The following is a 25449-nucleotide window of genomic DNA, read 5'->3' as shown; positions in this document are numbered from 1 at the left end:
AAGCTACAACCCTTCATGCACAAATATATCAAAGGCCGGATCGCTTAGCGTTCGGCCTTTTTTGTTGTCGAGAGCCCTGTTGGCGTGACTTTGAAAAGTCGTGGCAAAAGTCGGGGGCGACTGCGTTTTTAGGATTGAGCGCCCAAGCGGTTTAGCTTAGGGTCCGCCCTGTCCAAGGGCCAAACAGGCCTTACGCCCCAACGGGCACCCGTAGCTCAGCTGGATAGAGCGTTGCCCTCCGAAGGCAAAGGTCGTGCGTTCGAATCGCGCCGGGTGCGCCATAAACAAACAGCCTCCCCTTTTGAGGGAGGCTGTTTGTTTATGGGGGACTCTGCCGGTTGGAGGCACCTGCGTTCGGCGCGATGAGATACGGGCGCGCGACGCCGAAGGCGCCCCGAAGGGGTAAGCCGCGTTAAAACGCGGCGCATCAATCGCGCCGGGTGCGCGCGGTCTGCCTCAAATTGGACACGCCGAAACCCGAAGCTGATGCCAAGCCTAAGGGGGAAAAGGCATGAGACGCACAACCACATACGGGTTTGTTGGTACGCTCCTTTTTGCGTTCGTGTCTGTTTATCTCCTCCACACGGCCTCTTCATTTGGTCAAGGAGCCACCATTCCCACTCAGGAAATTGCCGTCGAAAAGACGGTAAAACCTTATAAGATTGAAGAGGTTCGAATATTCACCAAAAATCCGGATGTGGTGCTGGCGGGGACATTTTCCAAGCCTGCCGGGCAGGCGTCTTTCCCTGCTGTTGTATTGTTGCATGGATCGGGCCCTAACGATCGGGATGAAGCCTCGGCAGGCTTTGCTCGCAGAAAGTTTCTTGTGCTTGCCGATGCGCTGAATCGGGCCGGAATTGCGGTGCTAAGGTACGATAAACGGGGCGTAGGTAAATCTACAGGGAATTACAGCACGGCGAGTTTCACGGATTTCACAAGTGATGCTCAGGCCGCTTTGCATTACCTCAAAACCCGTTCAGACGTTGCGCAAGAGCACATTGGCGTTTTGGGGGATTCAGAAGGAGGCTACATTGCGCCGGTTCTCGCTAAGGCGGATGATCAGATCGCCTTTCTTGTGCTGGTTTCCGCACCGGCCCTGCCTTACCTTGACATAAACCTTTTGCAGAAAGCTTCACTCGCGCGGGCAGAAGGGGCCAGCGAAGCGGAGATATCCGCGCGCGATAGGTTTTACCGGCAAGTGTTTGACATTGTGCAAGGGGCATCGGATGCCCAGGCCGCGCGGGACGCACTAATCGTGATGGCCAAACCCTTAGTGGAGAGCGGTCAGCTATCGCGGCAAGAGGCGGAAAATGGCATAGCTGGGTTGACGAGTCCGTTGGGACTCGAATTGATGATGTTCGACCCTCAACCTTATCTCAAATCACTTTCCATACCGGTTCTGGTCGTTCAGGGCGGTCTTGATAGGCAGGTTCCCGCCCAAGAAAATCTGACCGCAATGCGTCGTTTGCTTAGCCGTCAGAATGCGACAATTGTGGAAATGCCGGCCCTCAATCATCAACTTCAAAAGGCCCGGACGGGTGCCCCGTCAGAATATGCGGCCATAGCTGAAACCGTGAACGCAGATGTCTTGCGCCTTGTGACCGAGTGGGTGCAGGCGCAGACGAGGCACTGAGTTTACCCACAAAAAACCCCCTGCATCCGAAGACGCAGGGGGTGCAAAGCGCTTCAAAATAAAAGCTCTTAGTCCAGCTTTACCACCACGACCGACTTGGCCGGGATGGTCAGTTCCAGCGTGCCGTTCTTGATCTTGCCGCCCTTGAAGGGGGCCAGAGAGATGGTTTCCGGCTGGCCCGGCACATTGTGCGCGTCCATCTTGTCCGCGGTCAGCACATCACCCGACACCGACTTGGCTTTCAGCGTGCCGAGATTGATGTTCAGCACATAGCCTTCGGTCAGGTTGGTATTGGCCACGCCGATATAGGTCTTGCCGTCCTTGGCCCTGGCGGCGGTGACGTTAAAGGCCGGATAGTCTTGAAGCACGCCCTTGCCGTCCTTGCCTTGCAGGTTCGGGGCGGTCACGTCGAGCGGGATGAGGGTGGCGTCCTGGAACGGCACGTACATCTTGTAGGCGTAATAGGTCGGCGTCAGGGCCATCTTTTCCTTGTCGGTTAGGATCATGGCCTGAAGGACGTTGATGGTCTGGGCGATATTGGTCATCTTTACGCGGTCGGTATGACGGTGGAAGATGTTGAAATTATAGGCCGCCACAATGCCGTCACGCAGGGTGTTCTGCTGATAGAGGTGGCCGGGATTGGTGCCGGGCTCAACATCGTACCAGGTGCCCCATTCATCGACATAGAGGGCAATGCGCTTGTTCGGATCGTGTTTGTCCATGGCCGCGCTGTGGTCACGGATGATCTGGTCCATGCGCGAGGTCTGATAGAAGGTCGAATACCACTGATCGACCGGGAAGTTGGTCGCCGGCCCCTTCTTCGACCAGTTGGCGGTCGGCAGGGTGTAATAGTGCAGCGAGATGGCGTCCATGCGCTTGCCGGCACTGCCGACCACGACGTCGGTCCAGTTGACGTCGTCGGCATTGGAGCCCGAAGCGACACGCACGGCTGGATTGTCCGTGCCCTTATGGAAGAAGGCCGAGAAACGGCGATAGACGTCGGCATAGTATTCCGGGCGCATTTCGCCGCCGCAGCCCCAGCTTTCGTTGCCAATGCCGATGAAGGGCACCTTGAACGGCTTGTCACGGCCATTGGCGCGGCGCTCCTTGGCCAGATCGTCCTCACCGGGGGAGGTCATATATTCGATCCATTCGCGCATCTCGGTCGGGTTGGACGAGCCGACATTGACCGCCAGATAGGCTTCCGAGCCCGTTTGCTCGACAAAATCGAAGAATTCGTGCGTGCCGAACTGATTGGTTTCCGGCGTGCCGCCCCACCAGTTGTTCTTGCGCACCGGGCGTTTGGCCGGATCGCCGATGCCGTCGCGCCAGTGGTATTCATCGGCGAAGCAGCCGCCGGGCCAGCGGACGTTCGGCATCTTGATGGCTTTCAGGGCCGCCACCACGTCATTGCGGATGCCACGCGTGTTAGGGATGGACGAGTCCTTGCCCACCCAGATGCCTTCATAGACACCGAGGCCGAGGTGTTCGGAAAACTGACCGTAGATGTGGCGGGGGATTTCCAGACCGGGCTGATCGGGTTTCAGGGTGGCGTCGATTTTGGCCGGAGCCGCGAAGGCGGCGGTGACCGAACAGCCGGCAACAGCCGTCAGCGCCAGGGCGGTGAGAGATTTCAACATGGGGTTACCTCTTTGGGAGTGATGTGTCGGGCGGGGTAGGGACGTTGGCAGGTGGCACTGCCTCCCCGGCCTCTTATTATGTCCTACAATTAGCACGGCCTTGGGTGAAATCAACACTATTGAGCCTGTGTGCAACCGATTGAATAGCGGTCACGCGCGTATGACGGCCTTTTGACCTCTGCGTGAACGGCAAAAGTGTAAGGTGGTCAGGTGCTTACGCTTCGGCCTCAACAGCGACATAGCGAAGCGCCCTTTAATAATGGCATCCTTATGGCCCGTTCGGCCATTTATAACGCCTGACCCTGCGGTGCGCCTTTCGACCTTTGTGCCCCGCTGACCGGCCCGATTCTGCGGCCAGAGGCTTTGCTTTGCGAAGCCATGACATTGACGGTTTGACGTATGATATTACCTGAGCGGCTGGACGCGCGGACGACTGCGCTGTTCCTCGATATAGATGGCACTCTGGCCCACATCCGCCCGCGTCCGGAGGATGTCGGCCCGGAGCCCCGGCGCACCGACCTGCTGGGGCGGGCGCGCCGCGTGCTGGGCGGACGGCTGGCCATTCTGTCGGGCCGGTCGATTGCTGAGATTGACTATATTACCGGCAATACGGTGCGGGCTGTGGCGGGGGTACACGGGCTGGAGCGCCGCGATGCCGAAGGGGAGCGCCGCGACCAGATCCTGACCGAGCCGGTGCGCCACGCGCTGGAGCAGGCGTTACTGGTCTTAAGCGGGCTGGCGGAGCAGAAATCCGGGGTGCTGATCGAGGCCAAGGGGCCGTCGATCGGCGTGCATTACCGCCTCAATCCGCAGGCCGAGGGCATGGTGAAAACCATCACCGCCAATATCGCGCAAAATTCGCCTCTGGTGCTGCAACCGGGCGACCGTGTGGTCGAGCTGCGCGCGCCGGGCCCGGACAAGGGCGACGCTTTGCGTGCGTTCATGAATGAGCCGCCGTTTGAAGGCTTTCGGCCGGTGTTTGTCGGCGACGACCTGACCGATGAACACGCCTTCCGGGCGGCCGCGCAACTGGGCGGCTTCGGCATTCTTGTGGGGGAGGCGAGAGACAGTGCCGCGTCCTTCCGCCTGCCCAATGTGCAGGCCGTGCTCGACTGGCTGGATGCGGGGGTGACGCATCATGCCTGATCAGTCGTCTGCCGTGCCGGTCACGGCGACCACCTCCGCCCCGCGTAGCGGGCCGCTCAGCCATACGCTCGATCTGGGGCTGATCGGCAACGGCACGGTGTCGGCTCTGATCGACGACCGCGGCAACTGGGTGTGGGCCTGCATCCCGCGCTTTGATGGCGACCCGGCGTTCAGCAATCTGCTGAGCGGTGTAGCGGCGACGGAAGCCACGGCGCAGGGGGTGTGGGCCATTGACCTGATCGGTCTGGCGCGCACCGAACAGGCCTATGAACGCAACAGCGCAGTGTTGCGCACCGTCCTGACCGACGAAAAGGGTGCACAGCTTGAGATTCTCGACTTCTGCCCGCGCTTTCGCCACCATGAGCGGCAGTACCGCCCCGTGGCCTTTTGCCGCCTGCTGAGGCCCCTGAGCGGCGCACCACGCATCCGGGTGCGGCTGCGGCCCATGCGGGATTATGGTACGGAGCGGGCGCCGCATTCCTTCGGCTCCAACCATATCCGTTTTATGGGCACGGACACCGACCTGCGCCTGACCACCAACTGCCCCGTCTCGCACCTGCTGAACGAACGCACCTTCCGCGTCGAGGAACCGCTGGCCTTTTTCCTGGGGCCGGATGAGCCGTTTTCGACCGGCATCCTGCAAGGGGTGCGCGACATGTACGAGCAGACCGACGCCTACTGGAAGCGCTGGGTGCGAACCCTCTCCCTGCCGCTGGAGTGGCAGGAGGCGACCATCCGCGCCGCCATCGCGCTCAAACTGTGCGTCTATGAAGAGACGGGTGCCATTGTGGCGGCCATGACCACCTCCATCCCCGAAGCCCCGGATTCCGGGCGCAACTGGGATTACCGCTATTGCTGGATCCGCGATGCCTATTATGTGGTGCAGGCCCTGACGCGGCTGGGGGCCGTCGATATCCTCGAAAACTACCTGAAGTATCTGCGCAATATCGTCGATCAGGCGGGCGAGGGTCCGATCCAGCCCGTCTATGGTATCGGCTTCGGCCCGGAACTGCCGGAAACCGAGGCGGCGGCCTTGCCCGGCTATGGCGGCATGGGGCCGGTGCGCGTCGGCAATCTGGCCTATATCCAGCATCAGCACGACGTCTATGGGCAGATCGTCCTGTCGGCGGTGCACGCCTTCTTCGATCAGCGGCTACTGCAACCGGGGACGGAAAGCGATTTCCGCGCGCTGGAACGCATGGGCGAGCGGGCTTTGGAGGTGTTTGACAAGCCCGATGCCGGTTTGTGGGAATACCGCACCCTGTCCAACATCCATACCTATTCGGCCCTGATGTGCTGGGCGGCCTGTGACCGGCTGGAAAACGCCGCTCTGGCGCTGGGGCTGGCCGACCGCGCCGAGGTGTGGCGCGGCCACGCCCGCACCATCCGCGCTGCCATCGAATCACGCGCCTTTTGCGGTGAAGGCGGCAGTTTCAGCGCCTGTTTCGACCACGCGCAACTGGATGCCAGCCTGCTTCAGATGATCGACCTGCGCTTTTTGACGCCCGACGATCCGCGCCATCTGGCGACGCTGGCGGCGGTCGAGGCGGGGTTGCGGCGCGGCGAGCACATGCTGCGCTACGCCGTGCCCGACGATTTCGGTGAGCCGGAAACGGCGTTCAACTTCTGCACCTTCTGGCTGATCGAGGCCCTGCACCATGCGGGCCGCAGCGATGAGGCGCGCACCCTGTTCGAAGGGATGCTGAAACGGCGGACCGCGGCCGGTCTGCTGTCCGAAGATACGGCCTACGACGACGGCCAGTTGTGGGGCAACTACCCGCAAACCTATTCGCTGGTCGGGATCATCAACTGCGCCGGGCTGCTCAGCCGCCCGTGGCGCGATGTCAGATAGGAGACTGCTATGGGGCGACTGATCGTTGTGTCCAACCGCGTCAACCCGCCGAGCGATGCCAGCGTCGGCACGCAGGGTGGGCTGGCCATGGCCCTGTCGGCGGCCTTGCGCGAAGAAAACGGCATCTGGTTCGGGTGGTCCGGGCAAACGACCGAGGCCTTTACCGGCCATCTGTCGATCCAGAAGATCGGCGGCGTCACCGTCGCCCTGACGGATCTTGAGGCGCAGGACGTGCAGGAATATTACAACGGCTACGCTAACCGCACCCTGTGGCCGCTGTTCCATTACCGCACCGACCTCGTGGCCTTTGAGCGCAGCTTTGACGAGGGCTATTTGCGGGTCAATCAGCGCTTTGCCGACACCCTGTTTCCGCTGGTCGAGAAAGAGGACCTGTTGTGGGTGCAGGACTATCACCTGCTGCCGCTGGCCTCGATGCTGCGCAAGCACGGGGTGAGCAACCGCATTGGCTTCTTCCTGCACATTCCGTGGCCGGCTATGCGCGTGTTTCAGACCCTGCCCAAGCATCGCGAGCTGGTGGAAACCCTGTTCGACTATGACCTGCTCGGCTTTCAGACCGAAGACAGTCTCAATGCCTTTCAGGAATATGTGGTGCACGCCGCCGAGGGCGAGATGTTGCCCGATGGCCGTCTGCGCGCCTTTGGCAAGACGATCCGCGCCGGGGCCTTCCCCATCGGCATCGACAGCGAGGATTTTACGGCGGCCGCCACCTCGGACAAGGCGCTGGCCTTCTACAATCTGATGCGCAATTCGCAGGCCGGGCGCAAGATGATCACTGGTGTTGATCGGCTCGACTATTCCAAGGGGCTGGAGGAGCGTTTTCTGGCCTATGAGCAGTTCCTCAACAACCATCCGCGCATGGAGGGTGAGGTCTTCCTGATGCAGATCGCCACGGCGACGCGCGAGGAGGTCAATACCTATCAGGAACTGCGCGCACGGCTCGACAGCCTGTCCGGGCGCATCAATGGTGAACACGCCACCATCGACTGGGTGCCGGTGCGCTACGTCAACCGCGCCTATCGCCGGGATGAGCTGGCGGGGATCTATCGCGCCTCGCACGTCGGGCTGGTGACGCCGTTGCGCGACGGCATGAATCTGGTGGCCAAGGAGTTTGTGGCGGCGCAGGACGAACGCGATCCGGGGGTGCTTATCCTGTCGGAATTTGCCGGGGCGGCGGCGCAGATGCAGGCGGCGCTGATCGTCAACCCGTTCGACCGTCAGGCCATGGCCGAAGCCATTGCCGAGGCGGTGCACATGCCGCTCAAGGAACGTAAGCAACGCCACGAAGACCTGATGCACGGCGTGATGGCCGAGGACGTGGTGTGGTGGCGCAACGATTTTGTGGCCAAGCTGAGGGACGAAGGCGAGGTGACGCCGGATGGCGACACCTTTCCGGGCGGACAGTCCGACGACCGCATCGTGACCTTACCGGTGGCCAGCTAACCCTCCTCCCTACGCCTGAGGCACAGGGAGGAGGCGGCATAGCTTAAGCGGCAGCCAGTTCGCTCAGGGCCTTGGCGGCGCTTTCAATCGCCGCGGCCTTGATGTCCGGACCGAAGGCCATGGCTTCCGAGCGGATAAAGGTCACGTCGGTGATGCCGATAAAGCCCAGCAGCGTGCGGATATGGCCTTCCTGAAAGTCCATCACCGAGGCGGGGCCTTCGGAATATTTGCCATCGCGCGTTTCGATGACCACGGCCTTCTTGCCCTTGACCAGACCTTCCGGGCCGGACTCGGTGTAGCGGAAGGTGCGACCGGCGCGCAGCACGTAGTCAAACCACGTCTTCAGCAGGGCCGACATGCCGAAATTGTACATCGGCGCGCCGAGGACGAGGATGTCGGCGGCCTCAAGTTCCGACACGCGCGCTTCGACGGTTTCGGCCAGAGCCGAGGCTTCGGCGCTTTCGCCGATATTGCCGAAGAAGCCGTTGATGTTCGAGGCGCTCAGCACCGGCAGCGGGTTGAGGCCGAGGTCGAGTTCGATGAACTGCGTCTTGGCGTCGGCCTTCAGCAGGCTATCCTTATAGGTTTCGACCAGCTGGCGTGAGATCGAGCCTTCGCCCTTGATCGAGGAATTGACGATGAGAACCTTGGACATGGTAGTCTCCTTGCGTAAAAGATAACCGTAACAGATACGATTCTATCTTGGGGGTAAACCTGACCCGTCAAGAGGGGACGGGTCAGGCATCAGGGGTTAAGTGGGGAGGGATTTCTATAATCACTCCGCTCAAGCCGCCATTGAGGCGGCGGCCAAGGTGGCGCAGCCACCGCCCGGCGAGGGGCAAGACTAAAAGCGCCCGGCCTGATAGTCGGCAAAGGCCTGATAGATTTCCTGCGGCGTGTTCATGACGAACGGACCGTGGCGGGCGATAGGCTCCTTCAGTGCCTGCCCCAGAACGACCAGCACACGAGCACCGTCAAGACCGCCGGACAGCGGCAGTTCGGCACCGTCGCTCAAAACCGCCGCCTGACCGCGTGCAACGCTCTGACCGTTGATCAGGGCGTCGCCATCGAAGACATAGGCGAAACCGGCATGGCCTGCGGGCACGGGCAGGGTGAGGCCGGCCCCACCGTCGAGCGACACATCGGCGATAAACGGCTTCGTCGTCGGCGACTGGATCGGCCCGGTCTGGCCCTGATAGGTCCCGGCCAGCAGCTTAACCCAGGCATCGGAATGGCGGACCACCGGGATAGTGTTCGCGGGCACGTCCTTATATTGCGGGTCGAGCATCTTTTCCCTGGCGGGCAGGTTCAGCCACAACTGAAAGCCCTGCATCAGGCCGTCTTCCTGCTCCGGCATTTCGGAGTGGACGAGGCCGCGCGCCGTGGTCATCCATTGCACGTCGCCGGGGCCCAGAAGGCCTTCATTGCCTTTGGAATCCTTATGGCGCATCCGCCCGGCCAGCATGTAGGTGATGGTTTCGAAGCCGCGGTGCGGATGGTCAGGGAAGCCGGCAATATAGGCCTGCGGGTCGTCGGAGCGGAACTCATCCAGCATCAGGAAGGGATCGACCTCCGGCAGGGCCTGCGTGCCCAGAACGCGGGTCAGCTTGACGCCCGCGCCATCGGTGGCTGGCAGGCCGCGCACGAGGCGGGTAACGCTGCGTTGTGTGGTCATGGTGGTGTCTTTCCAAACGGGGGAGCGGGGGCTCCCCGTGTTGACGAGACGTATAGCCGGGTTTATGCGTTGTCAGAAGCCTGCAAAAATGAACCCCGGTGTTTCGCTCAGAGCAACGCTGGAAGGAGGGACACCCATGACCCCCGGAGTCGATCTCGAAGATCTCAACGCCTTCTTTCTGGTGGTGGAAACCGGTTCCTTTGCGCGAGCGGCTGACCGGCTGGGGGTGGCCAAGTCCATCGTCTCGCGCCGTGTGGCGCACCTCGAAGACCAGTTGAAGGCGCGGCTTCTGACGCGCACGGCGCGCGGCACCCAGACCACCGATGTGGGCGCGCTCTATTACGCTAAGGCGCGCGAAGCCATGGCACAGCTTGAGGCGGCACAGGAGGCGGTCAATGACGCCATGCTGGAGGTCGCCGGGCCCATTCGCCTGTCGGCACCGCTGAGCTTTGGCGTGTCGCACCTCGCCCCCGTCCTGACCGAGTTTGCCGTGCGCAACCCGCGCATCGAGCTGGATGTCAGCTTTGATGACCGCAAGGTCGATGTGCTGGGCGGCGGCTTTGACGTGGTGATCCGTATCGGCGAACTGACCGACTCGACGCTGATCGCGCGGCGGATCGGGCATATCAACGGCATGATCGTCGCCAGCCCCGACTATCTGAGCCAGAAGGGCACGCCGCAGACGCCCGACGATCTGGGGCAACTCGATTGCCTGCTCTACACCAATGTCGCCCCCGGCGACGTCTGGCGCTTCGTGGTCAATGGTGAGGAGCGCATGGTGCGTATCCCGGTGCGGCTGAGGTCGGACAATGGCGACATGCTGCTCAGCGCGGCGGTGGCGGGTCTGGGCGTGGCGCGCCTGCCGGCCTTTATCAGCAGCGAGGCCATAGCGTCGGGGCAGGTGGTGCCCATCCTGCCGGAGTATAATACCACCGTGCCGCTGTGCGCCGTCATGCCGCCCGGACGTTCGCGCACGGCGCGGGTGCGGGCGCTGGTCGATTTTCTGGCCCTGCGCTTCGCTAATGAGGTCTTGTAAACGCGCCGCCTACGGAAGATTGTTGCGGGTGCGAAAAGGGGCTTGTCAGGCTTGGTGAAACGTTTAAGTTCATATGTGACAACACGGAGGCGGTGATGGAGCCGGAGGATTTTGACCGGTTGAGCGAAGGGGCAGCGGCTTTTCTGGGCCTGTCCCTCAGCGAGGACAGTCAGGCGGCGGTGAGCGCCACTCTGCGGCTTCTGCATCAGCACGCGGCCATTATCGAGGATGCGTTTAGAGCGGATTTCGTTCAGCCTGAATCGAAATTCCGCTCTAACAATTTGTTTTGTCGCGCATTTGATTCCGAAAACCGTTTCACACTTTTCGGAATGCGCTCTAAGGACACCGAGGCATGAGCGACACCCGCAGCGCGCTCGATCTGGCCAATGCCATTGCCCGCCGCGAGATCACGGCGGAAGCGGTGGTGCGTCAGGCGGTCGAGGCGGCGCTGAGTGATCCCTTTTGCGCCTTTACCCGCGTCTTTGCCTCCGAAGCCGTGGCCAGTGCGCAGGCCGTTGATCACGGTGAGATTTCCGGGCCTCTGGCCGGGGTGCCGTTTGCCGTCAAGGACCTGTTCGACGTGGCGGGGCAGGTGACGACCGCCGGGGCCAAATTGCGCCTTGGCGCGGCAGCGGCGATGCAGGACGCCGAGGTCGTGCGCCGTGTGAAGGCCGCCGGCGCGATCCTGATCGGCACGCTGAATATGGACGAATTCGCCTACGGTTTTGCCACGGTCAATGCCCATTTCGGCACCACTCTGAACCCGCACGATCCGTTGCGGCTGGCCGGGGGCTCCTCCGGCGGGTCGGCGGCCGCGGTGGCGGCTGGGTTTGTGCCGCTGAGTTTGGGCTCAGACACCAATGGCTCGGTGCGCGTTCCGGCCTCGCTGTGCGGCGTTTGGGGGATGCGCCCGGCGCAAGGGGTGGTGCCGCTTTCGGGCGTGTTTCCGTTTGTCGAAGCGCTCGATACGGTCGGGCCGTTTGCGCGCAGCAGCCGTGACCTGCGCCGCCTGTACGAGGTGCTTGCCGGTGAGGCGCTGACCGGGGACAATCAACCGTTGCGCGTTGCGCGTCTGGACGGCTTTTTCGCGCGTAATGCCGCCCCGGAAGCGGTGAGCGCCGTTGATACACTGATGGCGCATCTGGGGGGCAGCGCCGTCGCCGATCTGCCGCAGGCCGAGGCCGGGCGTTCGGCGGGCTTTGTGATGACGGCGGCGCTCGGTGGGGCACTGCATCTGGACACCTTGCGGGGGCGGGCGCCGGACTATGATCCGGCGGTGCGCGACCGGCTGATCGCCGGGGCCATGCTGCCCGCGGCTGTGCTGGACAAGGCGCTGCGCTATCGTGATCATTATCGCAGGATTTTCTATCAACTGTTTGATCAGTTTGATGTTCTGATTGCCCCGGCGACGCCCTGTTCCGCCCCGCTGATTGAGGCGGGGACCATCCTGATCGACGGCAAACCGGCCCCGGCGCGCGCCCATTTGGGGATCTATGCGCAGGCCATTTCGCTGACGGGCGTGCCGGTAATTGCCGCGCCGCTGAAGACCAAGGGCCTGCCCATCGGCCTGCAAATCATCACGCGACCGGGCCTCGAAGGCGCGGTGTTCGACCTGATGCACCGACTGGAGGACGAAGGCGTGCTGGGCTTTACGGCACCGGGAGGGCGCGTATGATCCATACGGCGGCATCCCTGCGAGGCATGGTCACGGCGCCGCACCATCTGGCGGCGCAGGCGGGGCTCGATATCCTCAAACGCGGCGGCACCGCCATCGAGGCGGCGGTGGCCACGGCGGCAGCGCTGGCCGTCGTCTATCCGCACATGAATTCCATAGGCGGCGACAGCTTCTGGATGGTGCGCGAACCCGACGGGTCGGTGCACGGCGTCAGTGCCTGCGGCGCGGCCGCGCAAGGGGCCACGCTCGACCTCTATAAGGGCCATGCCCGCGTACCCTGGCGCGGGCCTTTGGCGGCCAATACGGTGGCGGGCACCGTCTCCGGTTGGGAGGCGCTGTTGCAGCGGGTGGCCGATCCCCTGCCGCTGGAGGTGCTGCTGGAGGCGGCTATTCACTACGCCGAAACGGGAGTTGTGGTCACCAAAGGCGGAGCCGATATCGCCGCCGCCAAGGACGCCGAGCTGAAGGATCAGTACGGCTATGGCGCGGCGTTTCAGTCCGATAATCAACCATTGAAAGAGGGCGCGATCCTCACGCAACCGGCTCTGGCCACCACGCTGAAAGCGCTGGCGGCCAGGGGATTGCGCGATTTCTACGAAGGCGATCTGGCGCGCGCCATTGCGGTCGATCTCGGTCGCGCTGGGTCGCCGGTCTGTGGCGAGGATTTGCGCGCCCACCGCGCCACGACGCCCGTGCCGCTAACTACGCGCCTGCGTGGGGCGCAGCTTTACAACATGACCCCGCCGACGCAGGGCTTTGCGTCCTTGCTGATACTGGCCCTGTACGACCGGTTGGGGGTTAAGGGACACGACCATTTCGACCATCTGCACGGCCTGATCGAAGCCACCAAACAGGCGTTTTTGCTGCGTGATCAGCATATTGGCGACCCGGCCTATATGGATTTCGATGCGCAGGCCCTGCTGTCCGACGCAGCGGCGCTCGACGCGCTGGCGGCGACCATCGACCGCGCACAGGCCCTGCCGTGGCCCTATGAGCCGCAACAGGGCGACACGGTGTGGTTCGGGGCTATTGATGCCGAGGGTCGTGCCGTCAGCGCCATTCAGAGCACCTATTTCGAGTTCGGTTCGGGCCTCGTCCTGCCGGAAACGGGCATCATCTGGCAGAACCGCGGGGCGTCGTTCCGTCTGGTCGAAAGCGGCTGGAACGCTCTGAAGCCGGGGCGCAAGCCGTTCCATACGCTCAATCCGGCGCTGGCCGTCTTTGAGGACGGGCGGGTGATGAGCTATGGCACGATGGGCGGTGAGGGGCAGCCGCAGACGCAAGCCGCTGTTTTCAGCCGTTACAACGCCGGTATGCACTTACAAGCCGCCATCACCGCGCCGCGCTGGCTTCTGGGCAAGACCTGGGGCGAGGAGAGCGTGTCGCTCAAGCTTGAAGGTCGGTTTGAGGTAGAGTTAATTGAAAACTTAAAGAAAGCGGGACATCAGACGGAAATCGTAGACGATTTCACCTCTATGATGGGCCATGCCGGGGCGCTGGTGCGTCATGCGGATGGGCGTATCGAAGGGGCCACCGATCCGCGTTCGGACGGCGGGGTGGCGGCATGGTAGAGGTGGGCGGATACCGCGCCGTCGCCCGCTGCGACGCCCTCAGACGCCCGCCGTTCAGCGAGGCGGCGGACAGCCTGTTCCGCCCCTACCTCAGCGAGGCGCACCGCGCGACGCTGGCGCAACTGCGCGAGTGGATGGAGGCGGCGGGGATGGCCGTGCGCCTCGATGCGGCGGGCAATCTGATCGGGCGGTATGAGGCCGCCACTATACCTCCCCAGCTTGCTGGGGAGGGGGACCGCACGATGCGCGCAGCGCGAGATGCGGTGGTGGGGGCCGACTCCGATGTTAACCCCACCCCCCGCCGGTCGGCGGGTACCTCCCCTGAAATCAGGGGAGGGGCTAAATCCCTCATCCTCGCTTCGCACATCGACTCGGTGCGCGACGCCGGGGCCTATGACGGGCCGCTGGGGGTCATGCTGGCAATAGAGGTCGTGGCCGCCCTGCACGCGCAAAACAAGCGCCTGCCGTTCGCCATCGACCTCTATGCCTTTGGCGACGAGGAGGGCTCGCGCTTTCCGGCCTCCATGCTCTGTTCGCGCGCCGTGTGCGGGCGGGTGGAGCGGGCCCAGCTTGATGTCGCCGACCGCGACGGCATCAGCTTAGCCAGGGCGCTGAGCGATTTCGGACTGGATATCGACCGTTTTACGGACGCCTGCCGCGACCCGTCCGAGCTGATCGGCTATATCGAAGCCCATATCGAACAGGGCCCGGTGCTGGAGGCCGAAGGGCTGGCGCTGGGGGTGGTCACCGCCATCGCCTGTCAGAGACGCTATGCGGTGACGGTCACGGGCGTCGCCGGTCACGCCGGGACCAACAGCATGGCCCTGCGCCGGGACGCGCTCACCGCCGCAGCGGAAATGGCGCTGGCGGTCGAAACCGTTGGCCGCGCCGGGCCGGACGATCTGGTGGCCACGGTCGGGCGGTTCAATGTCGCCCCCAATGCCCCCAATGTGGTGCCGGGCGAGGTGGTCTTCACCATCGACGTGCGGTCGGGCGAAGAGGCTCCGCGCAACGTCGCCGCCGCTGCCATCCTCAGCCGTATCGAGGCCACTGCCGCCGCTCGCGGGGTGACGGTGGCGCACCAGCTTATCCACGACCTGCCCGCCGCACCGTGCGACCCGTCAATGATGGATTTTCTGTCGCAAGCCGTGCGTGAGGCTGGTCACATCCCGCGCCGTCTGGTGTCAGGCGCGGGCCATGACGCCATGGCCTTTGCCGGTGTGACGCCCACCGCCATGCTGTTTATTCGCTGCAAGGACGGAATCAGCCACAATCCTTTGGAAGCCGTCGAGCCGGCCGACGCCGAAGCGGCGTTTCAGGCCTTGCTCGGCCTTGTACTCAAACTGGGGGAAGCCTCCGCATGACCGACTATTTCGGTGAGATCAATCCGCCGCAACGCCTGCTGATGGGGCCGGGGCCGGTCAATGCCCACCCGCGCGTGCTGCGCGCCATGTCGGCGGACCTTCTGGGGCAGTTCGACCCCGAAATGACCGCCTATATGAACGAGACTATGGCGCTCTATCGGCAGGTCTTCCGCACGCAAAACCGCTGGACCTTCCTGATCGACGGTACGGCGCGGGCGGCGATCGAGGCGGCATTGGTTTCGCTGATCGACGCCGGTCGCACGCATGTACTGATCGTGAGATCAGGGCGCTTCGGCTTGCTGCTGACCGAGATTTGCGAGCGCCTCGGCGCAGATTATGAGGTTGTCGATGCCTCTTGGGGCGAAGTGGTGCCGATGGAAGCTATCCGGGCCAAGGCGCTCGAATTTCGACCTGATGTGATTACCTGCGTGCACGGCGACACTTCGACGACTATGGCGCAGCCGCTGGACGGGCTGGGCGAACTGTGCCGTGAGATCGGGGCCTTTTCCTATGTCGATGCCACGGCGACGCTGGGCGGGATGCCGATTGAGACCGACGGCTGGGGCCTCGATATCGTCACGGCGGGCTTGCAGAAATGTCTGGGCGGGCCGTCGGGATCGGCCCCCATCACGATTTCCGACCGTGCGGCCGAGTTCATCTTTTCACGTCGCCATACCGAAAAGGGCATCCGTGCCGTTGATGCCGAAGACGGCCACCGCCCGCGTATCGGCTCCAACTATTTCGATCTGGCCATGATCATGGACTACTGGTCGGAAAAGCGGCTGAACCACCATACCGAGGCCACGACCATGCTTTACGGGGCGCGCGAATGCGCCCGCGTGGCGCTTCAGGAGGGGCTTGAGGCGCGCTTTGACCGCCATACAAGGGCCGGGGCAGCCATGACGGCGGGGCTGCGCGCCATGGGGCTGAGCGTCTATGGCGACGACCGCTACCGCATGACCAATGTGACGGGGGTGTACATCCCCAACGGTCTTGATGGCGAGCGTGTGCGTCAGCGGATGCGCGAAGACTTCGAAATCGAGATCGGTACGGCCTTTGGCCCCTTGCAGGGGCAGATCTGGCGTATCGGGGCCATGGGGTATAACGCCATGAAGTCCAAGGTGCTGACGACCCTGGCCGCGCTGGAGGCCTGTCTGGTCGCCGAAGGGGTGGCGGTCAATCTGGGGGCCGCGGTCCCCGCCGCGCGGGAGGTGTGGGGATGACCCCGCGTGACCTGATTGGCTATGGTCCGACACCGCCCAATGCGCAGTGGCCCAACGGCGCGCGCATCGCCGTACAGTTCGTCATCAATTACGAAGAGGGCGGCGAAAACTCTATCCTCAATGGTGACAGGGGGTCTGAGGCCTTCCTGTCCGAAATGGTGGGCGCCCAAAGCCATATCGGGGCGCGGGCCATGGCTATGGAAAGCCTGTATGAATACGGCGCGCGCGCCGGTTTCTGGCGACTGCACCGCATATTTACCGAACGCAAGGCCCCGGTCACCGTCTATGGCGTGGCTACGGCCATGCAGATGAACCCGGCGGCGGTTGAGGCCATGCTGACCGCCGACTGGGAGATCGCCAGCCACGGCTACCGCTGGATCGATTATCAAAACGTGCCGGAAGAGGTTGAGCGCGACCATATCCACAAGGCCATAGAGCTGCACACGCAACTGACCGGGGCGCGGCCTCTGGGTTGGTATCAGGGGCGCACCTCGCCCCAAACGGCGCGGCTGGTGGTCGAGGAGGGCGGCTTTATCTATGACGCCGATTCCTACGCCGACGATCTGCCCTATTACGACACGCGATATGGCAAACCTCAATTGATCGTGCCCTATACGCTGGACGTCAACGATATGAAGTTCGTGGCCTATAACGGCTTTGCCGATGCCGAACCCTTCTATCGCTACCTGCGCGACACCTTCGATCAGTTGTACCTTGAGGGCAGCCGCATGATGTCGATTGGCCTGCATGGGCGCATTGCGGGTAAGCCGGCGCGGGCCGCCGCCGTGGCGCGCTTCCTCGACCACGTGCTGAGCCACGACAAGGTGTGGGTGGCGCGCCGCATCGACATCGCCCGCCACTGGCTGAAGGTGCATCCCTATGCAGCTTAATGATCCTGTTCGCCTGAAAGAGGTGACCGAGGCCTTCTACGCCTATGAGGCGGCGCTGATGGCCGACGATATTCCGGCCATGGACCGCCTGTTTCGTGAGGCACCGGAAACCATCCGCTTCGGCGTGGGTGAGGTGCTGTACGGCATCGAAGCCATCCGCGCCTTCCGCAAAGGCCGGGGCGGCTCGCCACAGCGCAAACTGGGCCGGGTCGAAATCACCGTCTATGGCGACGCCTTCGCCACCGCCCATGCCGAGTTTTTCCGGGAAACCTCCGACCGGAGGGGGCGTCAGTCGCAGGCGTGGGTGCGTTTTGCCGATGGCTGGAAGGTGGTATCGGCGCATGTGTCGATAGAGGGGGCGACGTCATGAGTGATTTCAACCAATTGACTCGTAAAGCCTTTATTGAACGCTTTGGCCTGTTGTTCGAGCACAGCCCGTGGATCGTGGCGCAGGCCGAGACGATGCGGCCGTTTAAGGACCTTATGGCCCTGTACGCCGGGTTGACGAAGGTGGTGGCGCACGCCGGGCCGGAGGCGCAACTGGCCCTGCTGCGCGCCCACCCCAAGCTGGCCGACAAGGCACAGGTGAAGGCCGGTCTGACGAAGGAGTCGGCTTCGGAACAGGCATCGGTGGGGCTCAATGCCCTGACGGAGGCCGAATTTGCGCGGTTTCATGAGCTGAACACCGCCTATGAGGCGCGCTTTGGTTTCCCCTTTATCATCTGTGTGCGGCTGGCCGGGGGTAAGGCGGATATCCTTGCGGCGATGGAGTCGCGGCTCGGCAACGACCCGCAGACAGAGTTTAGCACGGCCCTGGCTGAGGTGGATAAGATCGTCTGGCTGCGCCTCAAAGATGTGGAGGGCGCATGAGCCTCGAAGCCCATAATGCCCGCGTCCGGCACGATCTTGAGGCGCTGTGCTATCCCGGTAGCGACTGGCTGCGCCCGGCGACGCATCCGGAAGGTCCGGTGCACGACGTCATCATCATCGGCGGGGGCCAGTCGGGCCTCAGCGCCGCCTTCGCGCTGAAGCGCGAGCGCATCCACAACCTGCTGATCCTCGATGAGAGCGCCGAAGGCTTTGAAGGGCCGTGGGAAACCTATGCCCGCATGATGACCCTGCGCACGCCCAAGGGTATCACCTCGATAGATATGGGCGTCCCCTCCCTGACCTTCCGCGCCTTCTGGGAGGCGCAGCACGGGGCCGAAGGCTGGGCGCGGCTTGACAAGATTCCGCGGGGCGACTGGATGGCCTATCTGCGCTGGTACCGCCGCGTGCTGGACCTGCCGGTCAGAAACGGCGTGCGGGTCAGCGATATCGAGCCCATAGACGGCCTGTTCCGCGTGCACGCTTCCGACGGTTCCTATCTGGCGCGAAAGGTCATTCTGGCCACCGGGATTCAGGGCGGCGGCGGCTGGCATACGCCGCAGATGATCAGGGACCTGCCGCGGCATCTTTACGCCCATACCTCTGAGCCCATCGATGTGGCGGCGCTGAAAGGCAAGCGTATCGGCATTTTGGGGGGAGGGGCCTCGGCCTTTGACAATGCCCACCATCTGCTCGATGCCGGGGCCGCCGAAGCACACGTCTTTGTGCGGCGTGAGGCCCTGCCGCGTATCAATCCCATCCGGCACATGGAGGCGGCGGGCCTGATCCCGCGCTTTGCCGCGCTCAGCGACGGCGAAAAATACGCCGCTATGTCGCACTTTTTCAAATTCAATCAACCGCCGACTAACGACACCTTCAACCGGGCGGCGGCCTTTGCAGGCTTCCGCCTGTATACGGGTTCGCCCTGGCAAGCCGTGCGCGAAGACGGCGGGCAGGCGGTGGTGACGACGCCCAAGGGCGAGCACGGTTTCGACTTTCTGGTCATCTCGACCGGTCTGGTCACCGATCCGGCGCTGCGGCCCGAACTGCGGCGACTGGAGCCGGGCATTGCGCGCTGGGCCGATGTCTATTCGGCCCCGGAGGCGATCAGGAACCCGCTGCTTGACGCCCATCCCTATCTGGGCGCAGGCTTCACCTTTACCGGGCGCGACCCTGAGTGGCAGGCGAAACTGCATGGCCTGTTTGCCTTCAACTATTCGGCCCTGATCAATTTCGGCCTGTCGGCCTCGGCCCTGTCGGGGCTGAAATACGCCCTGCCGAAGCTGGCCAGCGCCGTGGCCGATCATTTGTTCCTCGATCAGAAGACAGCCTGCCTCGACGCCTATTTTGCCTATGATGAGCCGGAATTTGTCGGCGAATGGAGCGCCTCATGAGCCTTTCGACCCACGTCCTCGACACGGCCCACGGCACCCCGGCCCAGGGGGTCGGGCTGCACCTCCTCAGCGGGCGCGAAGTGCTGTTTGCCGGAAAAACTGACGCCGATGGCCGCTGCCCGGAGTTGCGCGAGCTGAGCCTGAGTGCGGGGCTCTACCGGCTGGAATTCGATGTGGCCGACTATTTCCGCGCCAGGGGCGTGACGCTGGCCGAGCCGCCGTTTCTCGACCGCGTGGGCATCGACTTCGGCATGGACGGGGTGGGGCATTACCACGTGCCGCTGCTGGTCAGTCCCTATGGCTATTCGACCTACAGGGGGAGCTGATGGGGGGTGCACGCCATGACCGATAAACTCCGCTTCTGTCTCGATGGTGAGATCGTCACCCTGTCGGGCTTCGACCCGACGCAAAGCGTGCTCGACTGGCTGCGCTACACGGTACGACGCACCGGCAGCAAGGAAGGCTGTGCCGAGGGCGATTGCGGGGCCTGTACGGTGCTGGTGGGTGAGCTTGCGAACGCGCGCATAGAATGGCGTGCGGTGAATGCCTGTATCCTGTTCCTGCCCATGCTGGACGGTAAGGCGCTGATGACGGTCGAAAGCCTGAAAGGCGCGCATCCGGTCCAATCGGCAATGGTTGATTTGCACGCCTCGCAGTGCGGTTTCTGCACGCCGGGCATTGTGATGTCGCTGGTCGGGCGTTTGATGGGGGCGTGCGGCACGGCGGGGGCCGACCCGGCGGAGGTGCTGGCCGGAAACCTGTGCCGCTGCACGGGTTATGGCCCGATCCTCAAGGCCGCCGAACAGGTGGCATCAGTGCCGTTTGACGACGCGCCCATCCGTGAGGCGCTGCTGAAACTGCGCCGCGACACCCGGCTGGTCCTCAGCTACGAAGACCCGCTGGCCGGGCTGACGCGGCGGGCCTATGTGCCGCGCAACACCGATGATCTGGCGGAAATCCTTATCGAAAACCCCGATGTGCGGCTGATCGCCGGGGCCACCGATGTCGGCCTGTGGGTCAGCAAGCAGCACCGCGTCCTGCCGGAGGTCGCCTTTATCGGCCACCTGATGCGCGACATCGAGGGGACGCCGCAGGGCGTGCGGCTGGGCGCCGGTGTGCGCTATTCTGAGGCGCGTGCGGCGCTGGCCGACCTGTCGCCCGATCTGAGCGAACTGATCCGCCGCATCGGCGCGGTTCAGGTGCGCAATGCCGGCACCATCGGCGGCAATATCGCCAATGGCTCGCCCATCGGGGACATGCCGCCCGCCCTGATCGCGCTGGGGGCCGAACTGACCCTGCGCCGGGGCGAGACGCGCCGCACCCTGCCGCTGGAGGCCTATTTCCTCGACTACGGCAAGCAGGACCGGCAGCCCGGTGAGTTCGTCGAAAGCATCTTTGTGCCCGCACCAAAATCCGGCGATGTGGTGCGTATCGTCAAGCTGTCGAAGCGCTTTGATTCCGACATTTCGGCGGTCTGCGCCGCTGTGCATCTGCGCTTTGACGGGGCGGTGGTGCAGGGCGCGCGGCTGGCCTTTGGCGGCATGGCGGGCACCCCCAAACGTGCCGCGCACGCCGAGGCTATCCTGACCGGCCACCCGCTGACGCCGCAGCGGCTGGCGCTGGCCGCCGAGGCGCTGCGCGCGGATTTCACCCCGCTCAGCGATGTGCGTGGCTCTTCGGAATATAGATTAATTGTCGCCGGTAATATACTGAAAAAACTGTGTTTTGATATTCAGGGTCAAGGCGGTGATGTGCTGGGGGTGGCGCATGGCTGAGCGCGCTCACACCCCCCAAATTCATACCCCAAAGGTCCATACGTCTCTGGCCCACGACAGCGCTCCCCTACACGTCAGCGGCACAGCCCTCTATGCCGATGACGTGGCCGAACCGGCGGGGATGCTGCATCTGGCCTTCGGTCGCGCTCCGCACGCCCACGCGAAGATATTGAGCCTTGACCTCAGCGCCGTGCGCGCCGCGCCGGGCGTGGTCGCCGTCTTCACCGCCGCCGACATCCCTGGCGACAACAATGTTGCGCCGGTGGCCAAAGACGACCGCCTGCTGGCCGCCGATGAAGTGGTGTTTATGGGGCAGCCGGTGTTTCTGGTTGCCGCCACCTCGGCCAAGGCCGCGCGTGTGGCGGCGAAGCTAGGCCGCATCGACTACGAGCCCTTGCCCGCCCTATTGACCATTGCCGAGGCCAAGGCCGCCCACAGCCTGATCGAGGCGTCGCAGGTGATGCGGCGCGGCGATATGGCAGAGCTTGCGGCTGCGCCGCATCGGATCCAAGGCGCGCTGGAAATCGGCGGGCAGGATCACTTCTACCTCGAAGGCCAGATCAGCGTCGCTACGCCGATGGAGCAGGGCGGGGTGCATCTTCTGTGTTCGACGCAGCATCCGTCTGAGGTGCAGCATCTGGTGGCGCACCTTCTGGGCGTCACGTCCGCCGATGTGACGGTTGAGGTGCGGCGCATGGGTGGCGGCTTTGGCGGCAAGGAGACGCAGGCCTCGCTGTTTGCGGCGGCGGCTGCCTTGGTGGCGGCCAAGACGGGTCGCCCGGCCAAGTACCGCGCCGACCGCGATGAGGATATGCAGATTACGGGTAAGCGGCACGATTTCACCGCTGACTACGACGTGGCCTTTGATGACGAGGGGCGTATCCGGGCCCTGCGGCTGGAGCTGGCCTCGCGCTGCGGCTGTTCGACCGACCTGTCGCCGGCGATCAATGACCGGGCCATGTTCCATGCCGATAACTGCTATTTCCTTGAAAATGTTGAGATCGTCTCGCATCGCTACCGCACCCATACTGTTTCCAATACCGCCTTTCGCGGCTTTGGCGGGCCGCAGGGGATGCTGGCCATCGAGCGGGTGATGGACGCCATTGCCCTGCACCTGGGGCGTGATCCGCTGAGCGTGCGCCAGACCAACTTCTACGGCCCGGAGCGCAATCTAACGCCGTATCAGATGGCGGTGACAGATTTCGTCGCTGATACCCTCGTTGAGGAGCTGAAAACCGCCGCCGATTACGACGCCCGCAAGGCTGAGATCGACGCCTTCAACGCGACGCATCCCTATCTGCGGCGCGGCATTGCCTGCACGCCGGTCAAGTTCGGTATCTCCTTTACCACCAGCCACCTCAATCAGGCGGGGGCCCTGGTCCACGCCTATGTCGATGGCTCGATTGCGCTCAATCACGGCGGCACCGAGATGGGGCAGGGGCTGAATACCAAGGTGGCGCAGATCGTCGCCGACGTCTTCGGTCTGGGGCTGGAGCGCATCCGCATCACGTCAACGCGCACGGACAAGGTGCCCAATACCTCGGCCACGGCGGCCTCCTCAGGGACGGACCTCAACGGCTGGGCGGCGTGGAACGCGGCCAATACCATCCGCGAACGGCTGGCCGGGCTGATGGCCGCGCGCAACGGCGTGGCGGCAGACAGCGTGGTGTTTGAAGGCGGCGTGGTGCGCGCGGGCGACGAGGCGCTGGGCTTTGCCGAGGTCTGCCGATTAGCGCATTTCAACCGGATTTCGCTGTCGGCCACGGGCTTTTACGCCACGCCGAAAATCCATTACGATCGCAAGACGCACACCGGGCGGCCCTTCCTCTACTTCGCCTATGGGGCGGCGGTGTCAGAGGTGGTCATCGACACCTTTACCGGTGAGCATAAGGTGCTGAGCGCCGATATCCTGCATGATGTCGGGCGCTCCATCAATCCGGCGCTCGATCTGGGTCAGATTGAGGGCGCATATGTGCAGGGGCAGGGCTGGCTGACCTTTGAGGAACTGGTCTATGACGCCAAAGGGCGGCTTCTGACGCACGCCCCTTCGACCTACAAGATCCCCTGCGCCTCTGACCGGCCGGCCGTGATGAATATCCACCTGTGGCGGGCGGGCGACAACCGCGAACCGACCATCCACCGCTCCAAGGCCGTGGGCGAGCCGCCCTTCATGCTGGCCAACAGCGTGTTTTCGGCCCTGACCTATGCGGTGGCGGCGGCAACCGGCGACCCGCGGCCGATGCTCGATGCCCCGGCGACTCCGGAACGTATCCTGCGGGCGGTAAAGGGGAGTGGGCTGTGAACTGGGTCGTCAAAGCCCTTGATCTGTTGGATAAAGAACCGCTGGCCATGGTCTCGCTGCTGGCCGTCGAAGGCTCGACGCCGCGCGAGGCCGGGACGCGCATGCTGGTCACGGCAAAGGCCATTTACGGTACGATTGGCGGCGGTAATCTGGAGTTTCAGTGCATTGATCAGGCGCGGCTGGCCCTGAAACATCCCCCCGGCACCTGGCGCATTCAGGACTATCCGTTGGGGGTGCTGCTGGGGCAATGCTGCGGCGGCCGCGTGCGGGTGATGATCGAGCACCTCGACCCGGCGGAGGCGGACTGGCTGGAGGCCGTGCGCGGCCTTGACGCCTTTACCTTGCGCAGCGATCTGCACGCCGATGGGGTCAGCCGTTGCCTGAGCGAAGACGTGCCCAATGTATCAGCGCGCGGCCCGGTGCCGGTGGTCGGGGATCATCTGATCGAGCACCTGGGTCAACCGTTGATGCCTGTGCTGATGTTTGGTGCGGGCCATGTCGGCATCGCCATCGCGCGCGTGCTGAAAGGCCTGCCGTTTCACCTGCGCTGGTGCGATGACCGCACCGATGTACCGTCATGTGTCCTGATTGGCGATGCCCGGACACTGTGCGCGGAGGCTGAGGCGGGGACCGGCCTGACCCTGATCCTGACCCACGACCACGCGCTCGATTATGAGCTGACCAAGGCGGCGCTGCGCTCGCCTGCGCGTTTTATCGGCCTGATCGGCTCGGCCACCAAGCGCGCCCGCTTCTTCAGCCGTTTGCGTAAGGACGGCTTTGCCGAAGACCAGATCGCGCGTATCACCTGCCCCATCGGCCTGCCAGGCATTGTGGGCAAGGCCCCGGAGGTGATCGCGGTTGCCGTCGCCGCGCAGTTGCTTCAAATTGCAGATAAAAATCGCACCCTGACCGAGGATACCCGTCATGACCAAACCCTTCCCGTCGCTTGACGCCTTTATCGCCGGTCTGCCCAAGGCCGAACTGCACCTGCATATCGAAGGCTCGCTGGAGCCGGAGCTGATGTTCGCGCTGGCGCAACGCAACAAGATCGCCCTGCCGTTCAAATCGGTCGAAGAGGTGCGCGCGGCCTACGAATTTTCCAACCTTCAGGACTTCCTCGACATCTACTATCAGGGGGCCGATGTCCTGCGCACGGAAGACGACTTCCACGACCTCGCCAAGGCCTATTTCGACCGCGCCTACGCCGACAGCGTGCGCCACGCCGAAATCTTCTTCGACCCGCAAACCCATACCGACCGCGGTATCCCGATGTCGGTGGTGATGGACGGCCTGACCTCGGGCATGAAGGCGGCCGAAGCCGAATACGGCCTGACCTCCAAACTGATCCTGTGCTTCCTGCGCCACCTCGATGAGGACGCGGCCTTTGCCACCTTAAAGGCCGCCGAGCCGTTTCTCGACCGCCTGACCGGTGTGGGGCTCGACTCGTCCGAAGTCGGCCACCCGCCGTCGAAATTCGCCCGCGTGTTTGAGGCCGCCGGCGCTCTGGGCCTCAAAAAAGTCGCTCACGCCGGCGAGGAGGGGCCGCCCGACTACGTCCACGAAGCGCTGGATATTCTCAAGGTGGACCGTATCGACCACGGCAACCGCTCGCTGGAAGACGCGCACCTGACCTCGCGGCTGGCGCGTCTGGGCATGACGCTGACCGTCTGCCCGCTGTCGAACCTCAAGCTATGCGTGGTCAACGACATGGCGCAGCACCCCATCCGCACCATGTTGAATAAGGGCCTGCGCGCCACGCTCAATTCCGACGATCCGGCCTATTTCGGCGGCTATGTGAACGACAATTATCGCGCCGTGGCGGCGTCGGGTCTGGTCGATCGCGACGACCTGATCACCCTGGCGCGCAATTCGTTTCTCGGGTCCTTCCTCAGCGATGCGGAGGTGTTTAAGCATCTGGACGAAATCGAGGCTTATGCCGGTTAAG

22 protein-coding genes and 1 tRNA gene are annotated in these 25449 nt (G+C 63.6%); 20 read left to right on the top strand and 3 right to left on the bottom strand.

Annotation, left to right across the window (positions count from 1 at the left end):
• Nucleotides 1-204: 204 nt before the first annotated feature.
• Together ACK8OE_RS16580 and ACK8OE_RS16575 are read left to right on the top strand one after the other, a co-directional pair.
• Nucleotides 205-281, top strand: a tRNA-Arg gene (locus ACK8OE_RS16580).
• A 230-nt stretch (nt 282-511) separates the two neighbouring features.
• Nucleotides 512-1633, top strand: a complete 1122-nt coding sequence (locus tag ACK8OE_RS16575) for an alpha/beta hydrolase family protein (RefSeq protein ID WP_410273471.1) — start codon at nt 512-514, stop codon at nt 1631-1633.
• Nucleotides 1634-1701: 68 nt separating this feature from the next.
• Here the strand turns inward: ACK8OE_RS16575 and ACK8OE_RS16570 are convergent, their stop codons facing one another.
• The gene (locus ACK8OE_RS16570) at nt 1702-3273 is read right to left on the bottom strand and encodes an alpha-N-arabinofuranosidase (RefSeq protein ID WP_410273470.1); all 1572 of its coding nucleotides are present in this window, start codon (nt 3271-3273) and stop codon (nt 1702-1704) included.
• A gap of 399 nt (nt 3274-3672) precedes the next feature.
• Here ACK8OE_RS16570 and otsB point away from each other — a divergent pair, with 399 nt between their 5' ends.
• From otsB to otsA, 3 genes are read left to right on the top strand one after another with little or no spacing between them, the layout of a single operon-like run.
• A complete protein-coding gene (gene otsB / locus ACK8OE_RS16565) occupies nt 3673-4419 on the top strand; it encodes a trehalose-phosphatase (protein WP_410273469.1) in 747 nt (248 codons plus the stop codon).
• Nucleotides 4412-6271 (top strand): glycoside hydrolase family 15 protein, encoded by a 1860-nt coding sequence (locus tag ACK8OE_RS16560; protein ID WP_410273468.1) that lies wholly within the window; start codon nt 4412-4414, stop codon nt 6269-6271. Before otsB ends, ACK8OE_RS16560 begins: the two co-directional genes overlap by 8 nt.
• Before the next feature lie 9 nt (nt 6272-6280).
• Entirely contained in the window at nt 6281-7732 is a 1452-nt protein-coding gene (gene otsA, locus ACK8OE_RS16555) for an alpha,alpha-trehalose-phosphate synthase (UDP-forming) (protein WP_410273467.1), read from the top strand.
• A gap of 43 nt (nt 7733-7775) precedes the next feature.
• On the opposite strand, the gene ACK8OE_RS16550 is transcribed toward otsA, so the two are convergent.
• Nucleotides 7776-8387, bottom strand: a complete 612-nt coding sequence (locus tag ACK8OE_RS16550) for an FMN-dependent NADH-azoreductase (protein ID WP_272741539.1) — start codon at nt 8385-8387, stop codon at nt 7776-7778.
• 189 nt (nt 8388-8576) lie between these two features.
• Nucleotides 8577-9407 (bottom strand): pirin family protein, encoded by an 831-nt coding sequence (locus ACK8OE_RS16545; protein WP_410273466.1) that lies wholly within the window; start codon nt 9405-9407, stop codon nt 8577-8579.
• Nucleotides 9408-9543: 136 nt separating this feature from the next.
• On the opposite strand from ACK8OE_RS16545, the gene ACK8OE_RS16540 reads away from it, so the two are divergent.
• The 15 genes from ACK8OE_RS16540 to ACK8OE_RS16470 all read left to right on the top strand — a co-directional run bounded on the left by ACK8OE_RS16540 (nt 9544) and on the right by ACK8OE_RS16470 (nt 25448).
• On the top strand, nt 9544-10443 hold the full coding sequence (locus ACK8OE_RS16540; protein WP_410273465.1) for a LysR family transcriptional regulator: 900 nt from the start codon (nt 9544-9546) through the stop codon (nt 10441-10443).
• A 95-nt stretch (nt 10444-10538) separates the two neighbouring features.
• Nucleotides 10539-10799, top strand: a complete 261-nt coding sequence (locus ACK8OE_RS16535; protein ID WP_410273464.1) for a hypothetical protein — start codon at nt 10539-10541, stop codon at nt 10797-10799.
• Nucleotides 10796-12118 (top strand): AtzE family amidohydrolase, encoded by a 1323-nt coding sequence (locus ACK8OE_RS16530; protein ID WP_410273463.1) that lies wholly within the window; start codon nt 10796-10798, stop codon nt 12116-12118. The genes ACK8OE_RS16535 and ACK8OE_RS16530 overlap by 4 nt, the downstream gene beginning before the upstream one ends.
• On the top strand, nt 12115-13689 hold the full coding sequence (locus ACK8OE_RS16525; protein ID WP_410273462.1) for a gamma-glutamyltransferase family protein: 1575 nt from the start codon (nt 12115-12117) through the stop codon (nt 13687-13689). The genes ACK8OE_RS16530 and ACK8OE_RS16525 overlap by 4 nt, the downstream gene beginning before the upstream one ends.
• Entirely contained in the window at nt 13683-15053 is a 1371-nt protein-coding gene (locus ACK8OE_RS16520; RefSeq protein ID WP_410273461.1) for an allantoate amidohydrolase, read from the top strand. Before ACK8OE_RS16525 ends, ACK8OE_RS16520 begins: the two co-directional genes overlap by 7 nt.
• Nucleotides 15050-16276: a pyridoxal-phosphate-dependent aminotransferase family protein gene (locus tag ACK8OE_RS16515; protein WP_410273460.1), complete on the top strand. Its 1227-nt coding sequence runs from the start codon at nt 15050-15052 to the stop codon at nt 16274-16276. Before ACK8OE_RS16520 ends, ACK8OE_RS16515 begins: the two co-directional genes overlap by 4 nt.
• Nucleotides 16273-17166, top strand: coding sequence for an allantoinase PuuE (gene puuE / locus ACK8OE_RS16510; RefSeq protein ID WP_410273459.1), 894 nt, complete (start codon nt 16273-16275; stop codon nt 17164-17166). The genes ACK8OE_RS16515 and puuE overlap by 4 nt, the downstream gene beginning before the upstream one ends.
• Nucleotides 17156-17536, top strand: coding sequence for an oxalurate catabolism protein HpxZ (gene hpxZ / locus ACK8OE_RS16505; protein WP_410273458.1), 381 nt, complete (start codon nt 17156-17158; stop codon nt 17534-17536). The genes puuE and hpxZ overlap by 11 nt, the downstream gene beginning before the upstream one ends.
• Nucleotides 17533-18036, top strand: a complete 504-nt coding sequence (uraD, locus tag ACK8OE_RS16500) for a 2-oxo-4-hydroxy-4-carboxy-5-ureidoimidazoline decarboxylase (protein WP_410273457.1) — start codon at nt 17533-17535, stop codon at nt 18034-18036. The genes hpxZ and uraD overlap by 4 nt, the downstream gene beginning before the upstream one ends.
• Entirely contained in the window at nt 18033-19427 is a 1395-nt protein-coding gene (locus ACK8OE_RS16495; RefSeq protein WP_410273456.1) for an NAD(P)-binding domain-containing protein, read from the top strand. Before uraD ends, ACK8OE_RS16495 begins: the two co-directional genes overlap by 4 nt.
• Nucleotides 19424-19753 carry a hydroxyisourate hydrolase gene (uraH, locus tag ACK8OE_RS16490; RefSeq protein WP_410273455.1) on the top strand — a complete coding sequence of 110 codons (330 nt, stop codon included), beginning with the start codon at nt 19424-19426 and terminating at the stop codon, nt 19751-19753. Before ACK8OE_RS16495 ends, uraH begins: the two co-directional genes overlap by 4 nt.
• 15 nt (nt 19754-19768) lie before the next feature.
• Nucleotides 19769-21202, top strand: coding sequence for a xanthine dehydrogenase small subunit (gene xdhA / locus ACK8OE_RS16485; RefSeq protein WP_410273454.1), 1434 nt, complete (start codon nt 19769-19771; stop codon nt 21200-21202).
• Complete coding sequence (gene xdhB, locus ACK8OE_RS16480; protein ID WP_410273453.1) at nt 21195-23504, top strand: xanthine dehydrogenase molybdopterin binding subunit; 2310 nt, start codon at nt 21195-21197, stop codon at nt 23502-23504. The genes xdhA and xdhB overlap by 8 nt, the downstream gene beginning before the upstream one ends.
• Entirely contained in the window at nt 23501-24454 is a 954-nt protein-coding gene (xdhC, locus tag ACK8OE_RS16475) for a xanthine dehydrogenase accessory protein XdhC (protein ID WP_410273452.1), read from the top strand. The genes xdhB and xdhC overlap by 4 nt, the downstream gene beginning before the upstream one ends.
• Nucleotides 24429-25448 carry an adenosine deaminase gene (locus ACK8OE_RS16470; RefSeq protein ID WP_410273451.1) on the top strand — a complete coding sequence of 340 codons (1020 nt, stop codon included), beginning with the start codon at nt 24429-24431 and terminating at the stop codon, nt 25446-25448. Before xdhC ends, ACK8OE_RS16470 begins: the two co-directional genes overlap by 26 nt.
• Nucleotide 25449: the final 1 nt, after the last annotated feature.

The organism is Asticcacaulis sp. W401b, assembly GCF_046503825.1.
Classification (GTDB): Bacteria; Pseudomonadota; Alphaproteobacteria; order Caulobacterales; family Caulobacteraceae; genus Asticcacaulis.
This window is presented reverse-complemented; position numbering and strand designations above follow the sequence as displayed.